A 14,155-nucleotide genomic window follows, 5' to 3' on the forward strand; every position below is an offset into this window, starting at 1 on the left:
TTGCCCCTACCAACTACGCCGAAACGGCATAGGTGAGCAGAGACGAGCCTTCCAGCCGTTCTTTGAGACTGGTGGCTAAGCCTAGAAATTCGACTGGGTTATTTGTGGGGCCGCTGTTGAGATAGATTTTGTTGTGCTGTGCGTACGAACTTAGCGAGTATTCGGGCGTCGTGGGTCAGTGAGGAAGTGGTAGGAAGCTCTGTCAGTAATGCTGGCGGGTGTCTGGCTGCACTATTGGCGGCGTCTAGCGCGTACTCGGTACTACATGGGGGTGTTGGAGACGCCACGACTCGGTGGTGTTGCGTCAACTTCTACTTGAAAAAGCCAGTTCTTGTGGCTAGCTTCAAACAGATCATCGCGATGCGCATTGAAGGTGATGGGGTCTTTACGCGTTAACACCCAACTGCCCGCGCAAAAACACATGAAGATAAGCGTTTGGTGCTCTCGGGGCAGAGGTTTAAAAGCGTTCATTTGCTTGAAAATGCTGTTTTGCTGAGGTCATTAAATGCGCCAGCTTCTCATACGGGCGCGTACGACGGTACGGTGCCCTCTCAAATTAGGCGTGGTTCATTGAAAAGCGGGTGCCCCAGGAGTTTTTCCCTGGGGCACCCGCGTGTTTCTCTTAGCTCTTTAGAGCCAAGGAAGTTAGGGCCAATCTACTTAACAACAATCTCTACTATTACCGGCTCGTCATTGACAGTTACTTCTTGACTACCCTCGAGCACTCGCGTGGAGGAAAGGCTGGAAAGCCCCGAACAAGATGCGTTGATGGTATGCGAACCAGGTTCCAACGCGTAGAAGTACACGCCATTGGCATTAGTCGTGTGTACCTTTTCCTGCGAAAGACCAATAAGCTTACATTCGCCTGCCGGGTTACCACTGGAGGTTACAACTTGAATCGTTGATTTTCCCGCACTGGGCTCGGTCTGCCCATCATTAGGAAGGCCTTGGTTGTCACTGATTGCAACAACTAGGGAAATAATGCCCAGAACGGTACCAATGAGTCCCAGAAGATTACTGGGGTTATTAATGAGAGCTTGAACCTGAGCTGGAACCGGGATCTGTGGTCGCATTGTTTCGGATCTCCTTAATGTCATTGAAGGTATTTAGCATGTTTGGGCTGATACGTAGGTCACTGTTTACAGGGAAGCCTAGCTGACTGATGCCGTGCGTGTGAATGCCGATAGCAGTAATTTTGTGGTGTCGACGGGAGAACCGCTTTGTCCGCCCGTGGTGTCTAAGTTATAGCAGAGTCGAGTTTGGGTTCCTGGCTGAAGGATTCCGCTCATTGTCCACAGTTGCCCTTAGTCGCGAATCAGGCTCGTACCTTTCTCTCCTGGAAATCCGGTGACAGTTGCTTTTGCCCGGAGAAAGCGGAAGAAGTATCGCTCGGTTTAATTCCAAACCAGCTGGAAGAAATCGGCTTTGCGAACTTTACAACTCCCCAGTCATGATCGGTTGCGTCCCTTAGTGTGGTGTAACGCTTGCTGATGGTGGGCCTCGGAAAGTAGTGGGCGGCCACCCAGACGGGCGACCAGCCACATACGACGCCCACATCGACAGCGAATGGAATCCCAGCTTAGGCGTAAGAAAAGGCTGGGACGGGCGCTCTATTCAGAGTCGGTCGGTGCGCAGGCTGCGGCGATGATGCCAAGCGCAGCCAGCAGACCAATGCCACCGGCAGCGTACTGAGCCTCACGCGGGAAATTGCGAGTGAGCGACCCAATCTGCTTCTTCACTGGCTCAAGGCCTGGGATGTTGAGCTTTGCGCCGAAGTTGCCGAGGAAGGCCAGCGGAATGGCGAGTGCTGCTGGGATGGTGAGGCCGAGGACCGTCGGCAAGCAGCGCTCACTGACAGAGGAACCACCTGCCGGGGCGGCTGGCTTTTCGCCGGACTTGACGGTTTCTGAGGTGCCGTCGGTGTAGGTGATGACGAGGTTACCGTCGGCATCCGTGGTCACGGACTTAATGCCGCGGCCATCCTTGCCGTCTTTACCGTTCGCGCCATCGCGGCCGTCGGTACCGTCGCGGCCTGGTGCGCCATCGAAGCCATCGCGGCCCGGCGTGCCCTGGTCACCCTTCGCGCCGGCGAGGGTACCGAGAATCTCAGAGGTGCCGTCGGTGTAGGTGACGACCACCTCGCCCTTGTCGTTGGTCGTCACGGACTTGATGCCACGGCCGTCTTTACCGTCGGCGCCGTCCTCGCCATCGGTACCGTCCTTACCGTCCTGGCCGGCATCGCCCTTGTCGCCCTGAGGGCCCTTGTCGCCATCCTTACCGTCGGTACCGTCTTTACCGTCCTTGCCGTCGGCGCCGACGACCTTGCCAGCATCCTCGGTGGTGCCGTCGGTGTAGGTGATGATGAGATGTCCATTGTCATCAATGGTGACGGACTTGATGCCGCGGGCGTCGTCAGTCGGCGCTGGGTCTTCGGACGGGTCGCAGTCCTTGAGATCGTCAGCGGAGCGCTCGACGGTGCCGAGGTTGAAGCCCACCTTGACCGGGTCGTGGTCGGAGGAGCGGTACGGGTTATCGGACTCAAAGACATCGCCACCGGTGTAGTTGCGGCGAGAGTACTCCATGGCAATCGGCTCGTCGGAGTTGATGTTCCAGGTCTGCGCAGCCTGCGCGTTGACGTGCTCGTTGGCCAAGATGTGGTCGAGGGAGCCGATGCGTCCGGAGAACTGATAGGACGCGACGGCCTGCCACTCAGACTCCGGGTTGAGCTCCTCGACCGGGATGGTGTAGCCCGCGTTGCGGAAGATCGAGATGGCGTCTTCCTTGGAGTAAGTGTTCAGGTCACCCATGACGAAGGTGGCCTTCTCCTGCCACTGCGGCTGCTTCGCCAAACCATCGAGGACAGCCTGGGCGTGGGCATTGCGCACGTTGGGGTTGTTGCCTTGGCCATCGCCGGTGTCCTTGTCGCCCTTAGCCACCGAACCCTTGGACTTGAAATGGTTGGTGACCACAACGAAGGAATCCGGACCTTCAGCAGCGCACTTGTCCTGCACCGGCACGAACTCGGCAGCGAGCGGGGTGCGGGCGGTGCCCTTGAAACGCTCGTCCTCCAGCAAGGTGGCCTCACCTACTGGCTCGACGCGGTCCTTCTTGTAGATGATCGCGGTGCGGATGACATCCGTGTCCGCCGCGGAGTTTGCCGGGGCCTTGACGTAGTCCCACACCTCGGAACCTGCGCGCGAGTTGAGCTCGCCCACGAGGTACTTCACGGCATCATCGTAGGAGCCACCCACGGTGTTAGCGGCGTTCTCAATCTCAGACAGGCCGATGACATCGGCGTCGAGTCCCTCCAGCGCAGTGAGGATCTTGCCCTTCTGGTCCTCAAATGCGGAGGCAGACCACGCGCCACGGAACGTACCGCTGTCAGAACCCACGCCGTTGCCAAAGCGGTCCTTATAGGACTTCGCACCGTTGTCCTCACCAAGGTTAATGAAGAAGTTCAGCACGTTAAACGCAGCAACGGTGTAATCGCCGGCCACCTGCGGGGCTTCCGGGCGTGCCGGATCCCAGGTGATCGGCAGGTCACCGGTGGCGGAGTCACCGGTAATCAGCGTGGTGGGCTGGAAGCGCCACTGGTCGTGCCCGTAGCCCAAGATAACGCCAGACTCGGCGAACTCCACCTGGTTGGTGGTACGGATGGTCTTCACATCCGAGCCGTTCTGCATGATGTACGGCAGCTTGGTGGAGGCACCGTCGCGGGTGAAGTCACGCGTGGAACCGTCATCCAGAATGACGTACTTTGCCGCGTTGGACTCCTCGAGGGCGTGCATCTCCGGGGAGCCGGGCGCGAACTTGTCGGTGGGCTGGCGCAGTGCCTCAGTGCCCGGGGCTAGGCCCAACTCGCCGTAGCGGTTGAGGCCGTAGTTATCCGTCACTGTGTGCACGCCCGGCTTGAGCAGCATGGACTCGAGCTTCTCGCGGGCCTCATCGCCCTGGGGTAGGGCATCGATGGCAAGCGGGGTTACGGGATCGAGTGCAGTCTCGAGGACGGAGCCCGAGGACAGGACCACCTGGGTCTGGCCGTAGTACTCGTCGACGGAACCGGTGACCTCGACGGATTCCCCAATCTTTGGGTAGAAGCCGGTGCCGCCGGTGTAGACGAAGACAGCCTCAGAGGCCTCTGCGGGTGCGGCGTCGCCCGTACCCGGGGTCTGGATGGTGAAACCGTTGAGGGACTTCTCGCCCTGCCACACGGCGGTGACAACGCCCTGAGTGGTCACGTTCTGGCCCTTGAGCGGGGACTCCGTGCCGGTGCCCTGGATCTCCGGGATGGTCACGGTCGCGCCCGGCTCGACCGGGTCCGGCTGTGGTTCTGGGGCTGGCGGTTCAGGGTTGGTTGTGTCGCCGCCTGCAGACTTCGGTGTTGGGGCGCCCGTGCTGAAGTCAGCGGAGTTGTCGTCGGTGTCGGTGCCGGCTGCGTTGCGCTGTGCGGAGGTCGTGTTGCTCAGGGCGGGGGTGGTAGAGCCTTCGCTTATCGACGCCGCGCCGTACCCCACCACGTCAACCTCGGCCCCGGAGGCGTCGTACAGCTTGACCGAGCCCTTGGAACCGGACATGTTCAGGCTGCCCTCCGCATCCGGGGTGGGAAGCGGTTCACCGGTGCCGCCGCCACCTTCCTGGATGAGGTAGTGCCCGCTGGCCGGGATGGAGCCGGAGAGAGCTGTCTTTCCACCAGAATTACCCTTGGAAGAGAAGTACTCCACAGACCAGCCGGTGAGGTCGATAGGGGAGTTAGTCGGGTTGTAGAGCTCGATGAAGTCATTGGTGAAGGGGGCGCCCTTGTTGCCGCCGCCACCGTAGACCTCGGAGATGACAGCGGTGGAGCCATCCACCGCGGCAGTGGCCTGAGGGACTACCACGCAGGTGGAAACCAGCGCGGCGATGGCGAGCGAGCCAATTCGCTTGAGATGCATGAGACAATCCTTGAGTCGGGGAGATGAGTGATTGTGCATCTCGTTCTACCCGCTGGGTAGCTGGTGCGATACCGGAGAGCTGAGAGCGAGCTGGGAGTTAAGATGCGATTCCTCAAGAATTCTTGAGGCGTTTAGTGCGTGTTCACCCCCTGAAGATTCCGAAACTGTCCGGGTTGGGGGATACACTGGCAGGGCACCCATACTCACGCACAGTAAGGCAAAATTTTCATGGCTCGTGTAGTTGTCAATGTCATGCCCAAGGCCGAGATTTTGGACCCGCAGGGTCAGGCCGTCGTTCGCGCGCTGGGGCGCCTGGGGGTTGCTGGGGTCAGCGACGTACGCCAGGGCAAGCGTTTTGAAATCGAGGTCGATGATTCCGTGAGCGCCGAGGAGTTGGAGAAGGTTGCTTCCACGCTGCTGGCGAACACCGTCATCGAGGACTACGAGGTCATCCAGTAATGAAGATCGGCGTTATTACCTTCCCGGGCACGCTTGATGACGTAGACGCGGCCCGCGCCGCCCGCACCGCCGGCGCCGAGATGGTGTCCCTGTGGCACGCGGATGAAGATCTGCGCGGCGTCGATGCCGTCGTGGTTCCCGGCGGCTTCTCCTACGGTGACTACCTGCGTTCCGGCGCGATTTCGGCGCTGGCTCCGGTGATGCGTGCGGTCGTCGATGCAGCAAATAAGGGTATGCCGGTGCTCGGTATCTGCAACGGCTTTCAGATTCTGACTGAGGCCGGTTTGCTGCCCGGCGCTTTAACCCGTAACCAGGGCCTCCACTTCCACTGCGTGGACACGTACCTCGAGGTGGCGAACGCGGAGACCGCGTGGACCAGCGAGTTCGAGAAGAACCAGCGCATCCTTATCCCCGCCAAGCACGGTGAGGGCCGCTTCCAGGCGGATGCCGAAACCGTAGAGCGCCTCGAGGGCGAGGGCCGCGTGGTCTTCCGCTACACCGAGAACTTCAATGGCTCCATCAATGACATTGCGGGTATCACCAATGAGGCCGGCAACGTCGTGGGCCTCATGCCGCACCCAGAGCACGCTATTGATCTGCTGACCGGACCGTCCACCGACGGTCTGGGCTTGTTTGTGTCCGCCATCAACACCCTGGCCAGGGCCTAAATCGCCGGCGGCTGAAAGGGAACAAGGAGAAACCATGACCGTACACAACGACACCGTTGAGCAGGCTACCCAGCAGTCGGATATTGAACAGCCCTACCGCGACCTGGGCCTCAAGGACGACGAGTACGCCCGCATCCGCGAGATTCTGGGCCGCCGTCCTACCGACGCCGAGCTGACCATGTACTCCGTGATGTGGTCGGAGCACTGCTCCTACAAGTCTTCCAAGACGCACCTGCGCTACTTCGGTGAAACCATGACCGAGGAGATGGGATCGAAGATTCTTGCCGGAATCGGTGAGAACGCAGGTGTGGTCGACATCGGAGACGGCAACGCCGTGACCTTCCGCGTCGAAAGCCACAACCACCCCTCGTACGTGGAGCCGCACCAAGGCGCGGCCACTGGCGTGGGCGGCATCGTCCGCGACATCATGGCCATGGGTGCTCGCCCCATCGCCGTGATGGACCAGCTGCGCTTCGGCGCTGCCGATGCCCCCGATACCAAGCGCGTTCTCCCCGGTGTTGTCGACGGTATTTCGCACTACGGCAACTGCTTGGGCCTGCCCAACATTGGTGGTGAAACCGTTTTCGACGAGTCCTATGCGGGAAACCCGCTGGTTAACGCCCTGTGCGTGGGTACCTTGAAGGTGGAGGATCTCAAACTGGCCTTTGCTTCGGGAACGGGCAACAAGGTCATGCTCTTCGGCTCGCGTACCGGCTTGGACGGCATCGGCGGCGTGTCCGTGCTGGCGTCCGATACTTTCGAAGACGGCGCGGAGCGTAAGCTGCCGGCCGTGCAGGTCGGTGACCCGTTTGCAGAAAAGGTCCTCATCGAGTGCTGCCTGGACCTGTACAAGTCCGGCATCGTCGTCGGCATCCAAGACTTGGGCGGTGCGGGCCTGGCCTGCGCCACGTCCGAGTTGGCTGCCTCCGGTGACGGTGGCATGGAGATCAACCTCGACAACGTGCCGCTGCGCGCCAAGGACATGTCCGCCGCGGAGATCCTCGCCTCCGAGTCCCAGGAGCGCATGTGCGCCGTGGTGACCCCGGAGAACGTGGAGAAGTTCAAGGAAATCTGTGCGCACTGGGACGTTACCTGCGCTGAGATTGGTGAGGTCACCACCGGCAAGCACCTCATCATCCGCCACCAGGGCGAGGTCGTCGTCGACGCACCGGCCCACACCATCGCCAACGAGGGCCCCGTTTACGAGCGCCCCTACGCCCGCCCGGAGTGGCAGGATGCGCTGCAGGAATTCCAGGGCGTCGAGAAGCACGGCCTCGTGCAGGCGCTGACTAAGCTCGTGGCCTCCCCGGCGCTGTGCTCGCGTGATTTCATCACGAATCAGTATGACCGCTATGTGCGCGGCAACACCGTGCAGGCCCAGCACGCCAACGCCGGTGTGCTGCGCATCGATGAGGAAACCAGCCGTGGCGTGGCCGTCTCCGCGGATGCGTCTGGCCGTTACACCAAGCTGGATCCGAATATGGGCGCGCGTCTGGCGCTGGCGGAGGCCTACCGCAACGTTGCTGTGACCGGTGCCCGCCCCGTCGCCATCACCAACTGCCTTAACTACGGTTCCCCGGAGAACCCGGACGTCATGTGGCAGTTCCGTGAGTCCGTGCATGGCCTTGCCGATGGCGCCGTGGAACTCGGCATCCCCGTCTCCGGCGGCAACGTCTCCTTCTACAACCAGACCGGTGAGGAGCCGATCTTGCCGACGCCCGTCGTGGGCGTCCTCGGTGTCATCGATGACGTCCACAAGACCATCGGCAACGAGCTCGGCCTTGTTGAGGAGCCGGAAGTGCTGGTCCTCTTGGGTGAGACCAAGGATGAGTTTGGCGGTTCCATCTGGCAGCAGGTGAGCGCCGACGAGGCGAACACGGACAGCGGTCTCAATGGTCTGCCGCCGCAGGTGGACTTGGCCAATGAGAAGCGTCTCGCGGACTTCTTCGTGGGCAATGAAGGACTGACTGCTGCGCACGACATCTCTGAAGGTGGACTTGCCGTCACCGCATTTGAGATGGCCAAGCGTAGCGGCGTGGGCCTGAGCCTGGACCTATCCAAGGTGCACGAGGACGCCTTTGTGGCGGCCTTCTCCGAGTCCGCCTCCCGCGTGCTCGTGGCTACGACTGCCGACCGCGTCGACACCTTGCTGCACCGCGCGGAGGAGTGCGGCGTACCGGCCGTCGTCGTCGGCCAGACCAACGATAGCGGCGAGTTGGAGCTCGGCGAAGAATCCATTGCCGTCGCCGCTCTGCGCGAGGCCTGGTCTGCTACCTTGCCGCTGCTCTTTGGTCACGCGGTGGGTGCCAACTCCGTCGTAGAGTAAAACACACAGTTCCGCTCAGCAGCGTTGACGCTGCATCAGCCCGGCTTCGGCCGGGCTTTTTCCGTTTTCTGAGTCATCTAAAGTGTTTCTCCATCCCAGTTGCCGTGAACACCGATACTGGCTTTTTCGACAAGAGGATTGGTGAGGAAGTGCTCATTTAACAAGGCCACTACTTTTTCAGGCCACGTGGTTCCGGGAGACACGGTCCGCAGCAAATGCGCCATGATTATTAAAGCACCGAATAGCTTTTCACTTTGATTCTCTGGAAGGATGTGTAGGTTTCCATTGTTCCGGATAACCTCAGTTGGAGCCGGAGCACAACAACAGCAACTTGTTTTGGTCCGGTCTAGGGTGCTGAGCACCTGTTGCTTCCTCTGGTTTCCAGGGCGGGGATGCCAATGTGACTGCTGATCGCGCTGGTGGAAGAGGCGGGAGGTACATGGGGTTTATGTAAAGGCTTTTGCTTCTATTGCGGGGCTGCCCTTCAAAAGGACTTGACCCTGCTTAAAGTAGGAGGGTGACTTCCCCGCACACAAAGAATCCGACACCCTCTGGCAAGCTCGGGGTTACCCATCAGCTTCTCGCTGATCTCATTGACCTTGCCCGAGTCGCGGCCTTTCTTCGGTGACACAGTAGTCATTATCGGTGAAACTCCTTCAGATCAGAGCCTCACACATAAACTTTTTGACGCTCCCCCCGTTAGACTGCAAAATATGACAACAGATTTTTCCGCCTTCATTTGGACCTTAATCGTCGATGACGACCCCCTAGTCTTATCTTTATTAAGAGAATACTTCGCAGCCACGGAAGATATTCGAGTAGCTGGGGAAGCACGTGATGGCATCGAAGCGTTATCATTGCTCGACAAAATTTACGTTGATATCGTCCTGGCAGATATCAATATGCCCAAAATGGATGGGCTGACCCTCCTCCATGAGGTTCAAAACCGCCCCAACCCGCCACTCTTTATAGCTACTACCGACCTAGACACCGACGACGCCATGCTCGATGTGCTCGCTAGAGGAGGTGCTGGATACATCATAAAAAGCGCCCAACCCCAGGCGATTATTCATGCTATCCGTGACGCTGTCGCAGGCGGAACAACTGTCTCTCCCCCAGCCCTAAAACGGCTTGTCCGCTATCTATTCAATAACCCCAAAACGCCCTACCCCCTCCAATAAGAAAGAGCAATGTTCTTCTCCTCTTCCCCTAACTAACAGGGAGAAAGAGATACTGCATCATCTCTGTGAAGGAAAATCGAATGCAGAGATTGCCGAATCGATGAATTACTCGGAGTCAGCAATTAAGAAACAGCTATCGCACATAATGTCGCTATTCAATGTGGAAACCAGACTCAGACTTGTCGTAAAAGTATTTCGTTCTGTATACACAGATCATTGATAGCAACTTAATGCCTTGAAAGAAGAATTGACAGACTAAAAGAAGATCATGTGTGTTGCCAATGCGAAGGCTAGGGCAGAAACGATACTGGTTAAAATCCAGAAGGTGAGCTGAACGTTAAAAGTAGCTTGGCTCATAGTCAGGGCAAACAACCCCCCTAGAGTCAATCCGGCAAGAATGGGTACACCGACAGCGGTTGAGAATGCGATGTCTTGACCACTCATCCTAAAAACCAGAAGGAGCACGCAGTTTGCAATAGCCATTACCGCAAAAACAGTGGTCGCTGCTTTAATCCTTTGGTCTAGCGTGAAGCTTTTCTTAGTTTCCATGGTTTCCAGTCTATTTTTCGCACAGCGTTGAAGCAAGAATTTCCAAAAGTTGGGGACAAAAGTTTCATATCTTTATACGAACGGACATAAAGGGCTATTCTTGGTTGCTACCATCAACAATGCACGGCAACCTAGATAGGGAGACGAATCGCTCCCTCATCAGAAAGGCCGCAATGAAAAAGACTATTCAAACTGCCACTGCAATTGTGGTAGCAACTACCATTAGTTTTGGCACGCATGCGACTGCATCCGCCACTCCTACACATCAATCGGCATCAGTGGCAACATCGACGGCTGAGAATCAAAAATCATTGGAGGAATCCGTAGACGGAGTAACCCCAGCCGCAGTTGTCAGCCGAACTGTTGAAGAAGAGGGGGATATTCTCACAGAGACTACCACACTAGACACGGGCGACGTGTTCACTAGCGTTCTAGATAAGACTAGTAATGACCTTACGGCCTACTATAACGGCAGGTACGTAAATAAGGTCAATCTTGATTCTGTCTACAACGAAATGCTGGCGGCTAACACATCACCGGGTCAGGTTCAGCCCTTGAACTGGAGGTGCAATACTCTCGAGTGGCTTGCCTTCGGGAATACAGCGGTATGGGGGATCGCGGCAGCAACGTTCCCGCCATCAGCTGTTGCTGCTGCCGTCGGCGGAACTATCACAGGTGCTGCTTTGCTGGCTGCAAAGCAGGCCTGCGAAGCAAAATACGGGTAAGATAGGGACTCGTACTGTTTGCATCACCTAACGTTGTAAGACTTTTCCCTCGCCTAACAGGCGTGCAGGCTTAAGTGTGCGCCAACGGGGAAGTCACGTACTCCCTACTCCTGATTGGAAGTGGGGGTTGTGGACCGTTTAGAACGGTAGCATCCTGCCTGCGTTCCCCAAATAATGACGACCACCGCTCAATCACTCACAGTAATAAAGGTTTACAGAGGCTGTATAGCTGTAAACCTTTATTGTTGTGGACGTATTCTTCGAGGTAGTCGCTAACAGTCTGGCGACCGCTCCGGGCTAGAGGCCGTGTGGCCTACCTCCGGCCTGGCGATCTGCTAGTTGTAGCCAGCATCGACCGGCTGGCGCGTTCGCTGACTGTTCTGCGTCGAATCGTGGACGAGATTGTCGAGCGTGGAGCATGAGTGCGCTTTGTAAAAGAGTTACTGACCTTTAGCGCGGAGGGCAGCGACCCACGTTCCGACCTGATGCTGGGAGTTCTCGGCTCTTTTTCTTCGAGTTGCGGCGTCGCGCTGTAAATGGTCTGGTGCGAAAGGCTTCGCCTTCCTTGCCCCTTGATGCTTCGTTGCCGACGCCGCTGTCGGCCCCTGGTTCGACGCTACACAACCCCGCCCCGCGATCACCGTCCGCCAAAACCAGCCCCCACAGCGTCGTTTCTCGACGCTCCAACAGAATCCTTTGGTACATTTGCACTAAAGTGCCTTGGTGGGTGTGTCCAGGTCGTCGCCGTGGTGTTGTTGAGGAGGTGGCGGCGTGCTGACTATCGCGAAGATGGGTGCGCATTCTGTGGCCTACTACCAGTCCACGGTTGATGAGAACCGGGGCTGATTCGTATTATTCCGAGGATGGAAAGCAGCCTGCTTCAGGGTGAAAAACTGTCCGTGGTTTCGGCGTTTTTGAGCACCAATAACGGTGCGATTGCGTCAGTGAAAGCGGTTGATGATTGGTTCAATAAGGCGGTTGCTCCGAGCGGCGAACGGCTTGGAAAAGCTCTTGGAGATAAAGGGGTCCGGGTTTCGATCTGACGTTTTGTGCGCCGAAATCGGTGTCGCTGTTGTGGGCCATGGGGGCTGATTCTGACGTTCGTGATCGCCCAGATACGACGCGCAGGACTGGTAGCAGGAATCATCAGAGCGTTAGGTCCATAATCGCTTGGGTAATCATCTGGTACTTCCTCACCTTCCTCGGCGTAATGATTGGCTCCATGAACACATGAACGATTCCACAGCCTTCCATGGTGGGCACATGTATTCCGAATGACAGTTAGCTGCTCGAGCCAACTCGCCAGCGGATGTTTCTTCGTAAGTCTTTGCTTCTGATTCCTATTCAAACTAGAGAAGTTGATTTTGATATCGAGCGCTTCCGAAATCGAACGTTGATCGTTGGATCCTAATCCTGCATAGAGCTTTGAAATGTCCGAAAAGTCGAGCACTTCAGCCACAACCCACATGGGATACTGTCCACCGTATTCATCAATGTAGTGCTTCACGGCGTCGCTCTTCTTTGCTCTCGCAAGCCGACCGTACGCTGTACTCAGCCACGACACGTGGTCAAAGTTTGGCCGAAAGTCGTCTGATTTGAGGTAGAAGGTAGGATCACCCGGGTGTCGAGCACACAGCAACTCGATTATCTTGGTGCGCATCGCAACCTCGATTCGCTCCATACCATCATGAATCAGGGTACGGAGTTTCCGATCGGCTTCATATAAGGAGACGACGTCGGCAAAGTCAGTACCATCAATGTGTTCGCCAATGGTCGCTGCTGGCTTGAGCGTAGAAGACATGAAAAGCCAATCTAGAGGTGGGATGTGTTGCCACGGCGACAGTGTTGGCGACACTGCGCAAATAGAGATCCAGCCCACTCCGTGTTTCCGAAGGGAACCGGGCGGGCTGAACTATTAACCAAAATTTTACCGCAGAATCTTGACATGCGTCAATCCCTTTTTTCGGGCAAACATGAACTTTCAAGATCTAGTTGTTTAGCTGAGGGTTAGTGGAATCAAAACCTACAGTGGGTATATTCCGTGGTCGTGGTGATGAAGGGGGCTTGCGTCTGCAGTGAAGCGACAACCAGTCAAAACTTAGGCGCCGATAGCGCGGGCAATAGTCTGATCCCAGCTCAGCTTCATCTGGTGGGAGAAAAGGTTGAAGGTGTGTGAACCGTAGGGGCTGAAGTAGCGGTTCACGCGCACTCCGGCTTTGCGGGCGTTGCGTGTAAATTCCTCCGAACACTGGTTGGCCACCATCTCTACCGCGTGGGGCCCGAGCCACTGGGCGGGGTTGGTGGTGCCATCGATGGGGCCCGGCGTTCCGGAGGCGGAGCCTACGAAGACTTCAACGCCGCGCAGGCGAGCGGGGTTAGCATTGGGGTCGTGGTCCAGCCATTGCGGGGAGCCTGGCAGACCCCACGCGTTGAGGGAGGAGCCGCCGCCGTAGGCAATCATCGCGGTGGAGGTGGGGAAACCAATCGCGCCGGAGCGCACCGGGCAGCCGGAATAGGAGGCAGCGGCCTTGTAGCGCTGCGGGGCATGGCCGGCGATGTCGAGTGCGGCACCAGCGGTGGAAGAAATGCCGCCGATGGCATCGCGGCCGGTGCCGTGGAATTCGGCGTCGATAAGCGGCGGCAACTCAGTGGTCATGTAGGTGTTCCACTTGTTGATGCCCAGGATGGGATCGTCGGCGTTCCAATCGGTGTAGAGGGAGTAGGCGCCGCCGAGTGGCATCACCACGTTGACGTTTTTGCCCACAGCCCACCTGCCGATATCGGAGTGGGTCATCCAATTCATGCCCGCCTGGCCGCCCTCCACTCCGGGCAGCAGATAGAAGGAAGGCCGGGGCTTATCGCCTGCGGGGAGGAGGACGTTATTGGAAATCACCGCACGGTTGGCCGGGGACCACACGTCCACCACCCAGTGGTTGCCGTGCACGTGGCGCTTTGAGGTGATGAAAGGCTTGTTGCCAAGCCAGGGTTGCGGGTTGGTCACGCGCGAGGAAGCCTCACCGATCGTGCTGGACTGTGCGGAGGCAGGGCCGATGCTTGCCGACGTCGCCCCCAGCGCCACCATGGCGGCTGCGAGCAAAGCCGTGGTGCGGCGCGAGTGTGAGAAATAGGAAAACATACTGTGCGTAGTGTATGTGGCCAGGGCTCTCGATCTGTGGCAATCGGTAGAAAATACGGCGGTAACTTTGCTTTTAGTCTTGTCTGGAGTGTTCCTCACCCGTATAGTTACGGGCACGTAAGTTTTGGAGGTGAATGCGTTATGCGCATGACCCGCATCTCAGGCAAGGCAAGGCCCCTC

The 14,155-nt window shown here is 57.8% G+C and carries 12 protein-coding genes and 1 pseudogene; 8 read left to right on the top strand and 5 right to left on the bottom strand.

Annotated features, from left to right (window positions below; translation table 11 throughout):
- Nucleotides 1–656: 656 nt before the first annotated feature.
- Both HMPREF3149_RS07010 and HMPREF3149_RS07015 read right to left on the bottom strand, forming a co-directional pair.
- The gene (locus HMPREF3149_RS07010) at nucleotides 657–1,073 is read right to left on the bottom strand and encodes a hypothetical protein (RefSeq protein ID WP_070537254.1); all 417 of its coding nucleotides are present in this window, start codon (nucleotides 1,071–1,073) and stop codon (nucleotides 657–659) included.
- A 537-nt stretch (nucleotides 1,074–1,610) separates the two neighbouring features.
- The gene (locus HMPREF3149_RS07015; RefSeq protein WP_141741471.1) at nucleotides 1,611–4,931 is read right to left on the bottom strand and encodes an ExeM/NucH family extracellular endonuclease; all 3,321 of its coding nucleotides are present in this window, start codon (nucleotides 4,929–4,931) and stop codon (nucleotides 1,611–1,613) included.
- Between the two features lie 228 nt (nucleotides 4,932–5,159).
- On the opposite strand from HMPREF3149_RS07015, the gene purS reads away from it, so the two are divergent.
- The 5 genes from purS to HMPREF3149_RS13890 all read left to right on the top strand — a co-directional run bounded on the left by purS (nucleotide 5,160) and on the right by HMPREF3149_RS13890 (nucleotide 9,785).
- The gene (gene purS, locus HMPREF3149_RS07020; RefSeq protein ID WP_039676532.1) at nucleotides 5,160–5,390 is read left to right on the top strand and encodes a phosphoribosylformylglycinamidine synthase subunit PurS; all 231 of its coding nucleotides are present in this window, start codon (nucleotides 5,160–5,162) and stop codon (nucleotides 5,388–5,390) included.
- Nucleotides 5,390–6,058 (top strand): phosphoribosylformylglycinamidine synthase subunit PurQ, encoded by a 669-nt coding sequence (gene purQ, locus HMPREF3149_RS07025; protein WP_042532233.1) that lies wholly within the window; start codon nucleotides 5,390–5,392, stop codon nucleotides 6,056–6,058. The genes purS and purQ overlap by 1 nt, the downstream gene beginning before the upstream one ends.
- Nucleotides 6,059–6,092: 34 nt before the next feature.
- Nucleotides 6,093–8,384: a phosphoribosylformylglycinamidine synthase subunit PurL gene (gene purL, locus HMPREF3149_RS07030; protein ID WP_070537255.1), complete on the top strand. Its 2,292-nt coding sequence runs from the start codon at nucleotides 6,093–6,095 to the stop codon at nucleotides 8,382–8,384.
- Nucleotides 8,385–9,097: 713 nt separating this feature from the next.
- The gene (locus tag HMPREF3149_RS07035; protein WP_246819961.1) at nucleotides 9,098–9,565 is read left to right on the top strand and encodes a response regulator; all 468 of its coding nucleotides are present in this window, start codon (nucleotides 9,098–9,100) and stop codon (nucleotides 9,563–9,565) included.
- Nucleotides 9,516–9,785 carry a response regulator transcription factor gene (locus tag HMPREF3149_RS13890; RefSeq protein ID WP_246819962.1) on the top strand — a complete coding sequence of 90 codons (270 nt, stop codon included), beginning with the start codon at nucleotides 9,516–9,518 and terminating at the stop codon, nucleotides 9,783–9,785. The genes HMPREF3149_RS07035 and HMPREF3149_RS13890 overlap by 50 nt, the downstream gene beginning before the upstream one ends.
- A 35-nt stretch (nucleotides 9,786–9,820) precedes the next feature.
- Here the strand turns inward: HMPREF3149_RS13890 and HMPREF3149_RS07040 are convergent, their stop codons facing one another.
- On the bottom strand, nucleotides 9,821–10,114 hold the full coding sequence (locus HMPREF3149_RS07040; protein WP_070537256.1) for a hypothetical protein: 294 nt from the start codon (nucleotides 10,112–10,114) through the stop codon (nucleotides 9,821–9,823).
- 173 nt (nucleotides 10,115–10,287) lie between these two features.
- Here HMPREF3149_RS07040 and HMPREF3149_RS07045 point away from each other — a divergent pair, with 173 nt between their 5' ends.
- The 3 genes from HMPREF3149_RS07045 to HMPREF3149_RS13900 all read left to right on the top strand — a co-directional run bounded on the left by HMPREF3149_RS07045 (nucleotide 10,288) and on the right by HMPREF3149_RS13900 (nucleotide 12,073).
- Nucleotides 10,288–10,839, top strand: coding sequence for a hypothetical protein (locus tag HMPREF3149_RS07045; protein ID WP_070537273.1), 552 nt, complete (start codon nucleotides 10,288–10,290; stop codon nucleotides 10,837–10,839).
- Between the two features lie 308 nt (nucleotides 10,840–11,147).
- On the top strand, nucleotides 11,148–11,261 hold the full coding sequence (locus HMPREF3149_RS13895; protein ID WP_246819963.1) for a recombinase family protein: 114 nt from the start codon (nucleotides 11,148–11,150) through the stop codon (nucleotides 11,259–11,261).
- Nucleotides 11,262–11,878: 617 nt separating this feature from the next.
- Nucleotides 11,879–12,073: a hypothetical protein gene (locus HMPREF3149_RS13900; protein ID WP_141741472.1), complete on the top strand. Its 195-nt coding sequence runs from the start codon at nucleotides 11,879–11,881 to the stop codon at nucleotides 12,071–12,073.
- Nucleotides 12,074–12,088: 15 nt separating this feature from the next.
- Here the strand turns inward: HMPREF3149_RS13900 and HMPREF3149_RS13000 are convergent.
- Nucleotides 12,089–12,640 (bottom strand): annotated as a pseudogene (locus HMPREF3149_RS13000) (Abi family protein); the annotation flags it as partial.
- A gap of 297 nt (nucleotides 12,641–12,937) precedes the next feature.
- A complete protein-coding gene (locus HMPREF3149_RS07050) occupies nucleotides 12,938–13,975 on the bottom strand; it encodes an alpha/beta hydrolase (RefSeq protein WP_070537257.1) in 1,038 nt (345 codons plus the stop codon).
- Between the last annotated feature and the right edge of the window lie 180 nt (nucleotides 13,976–14,155).

The sequence above is a fragment of the Corynebacterium sp. HMSC05E07 genome, from assembly GCF_001807225.1.
GTDB lineage: Bacteria > Actinomycetota > Actinomycetes > Mycobacteriales > Mycobacteriaceae > Corynebacterium > Corynebacterium singulare.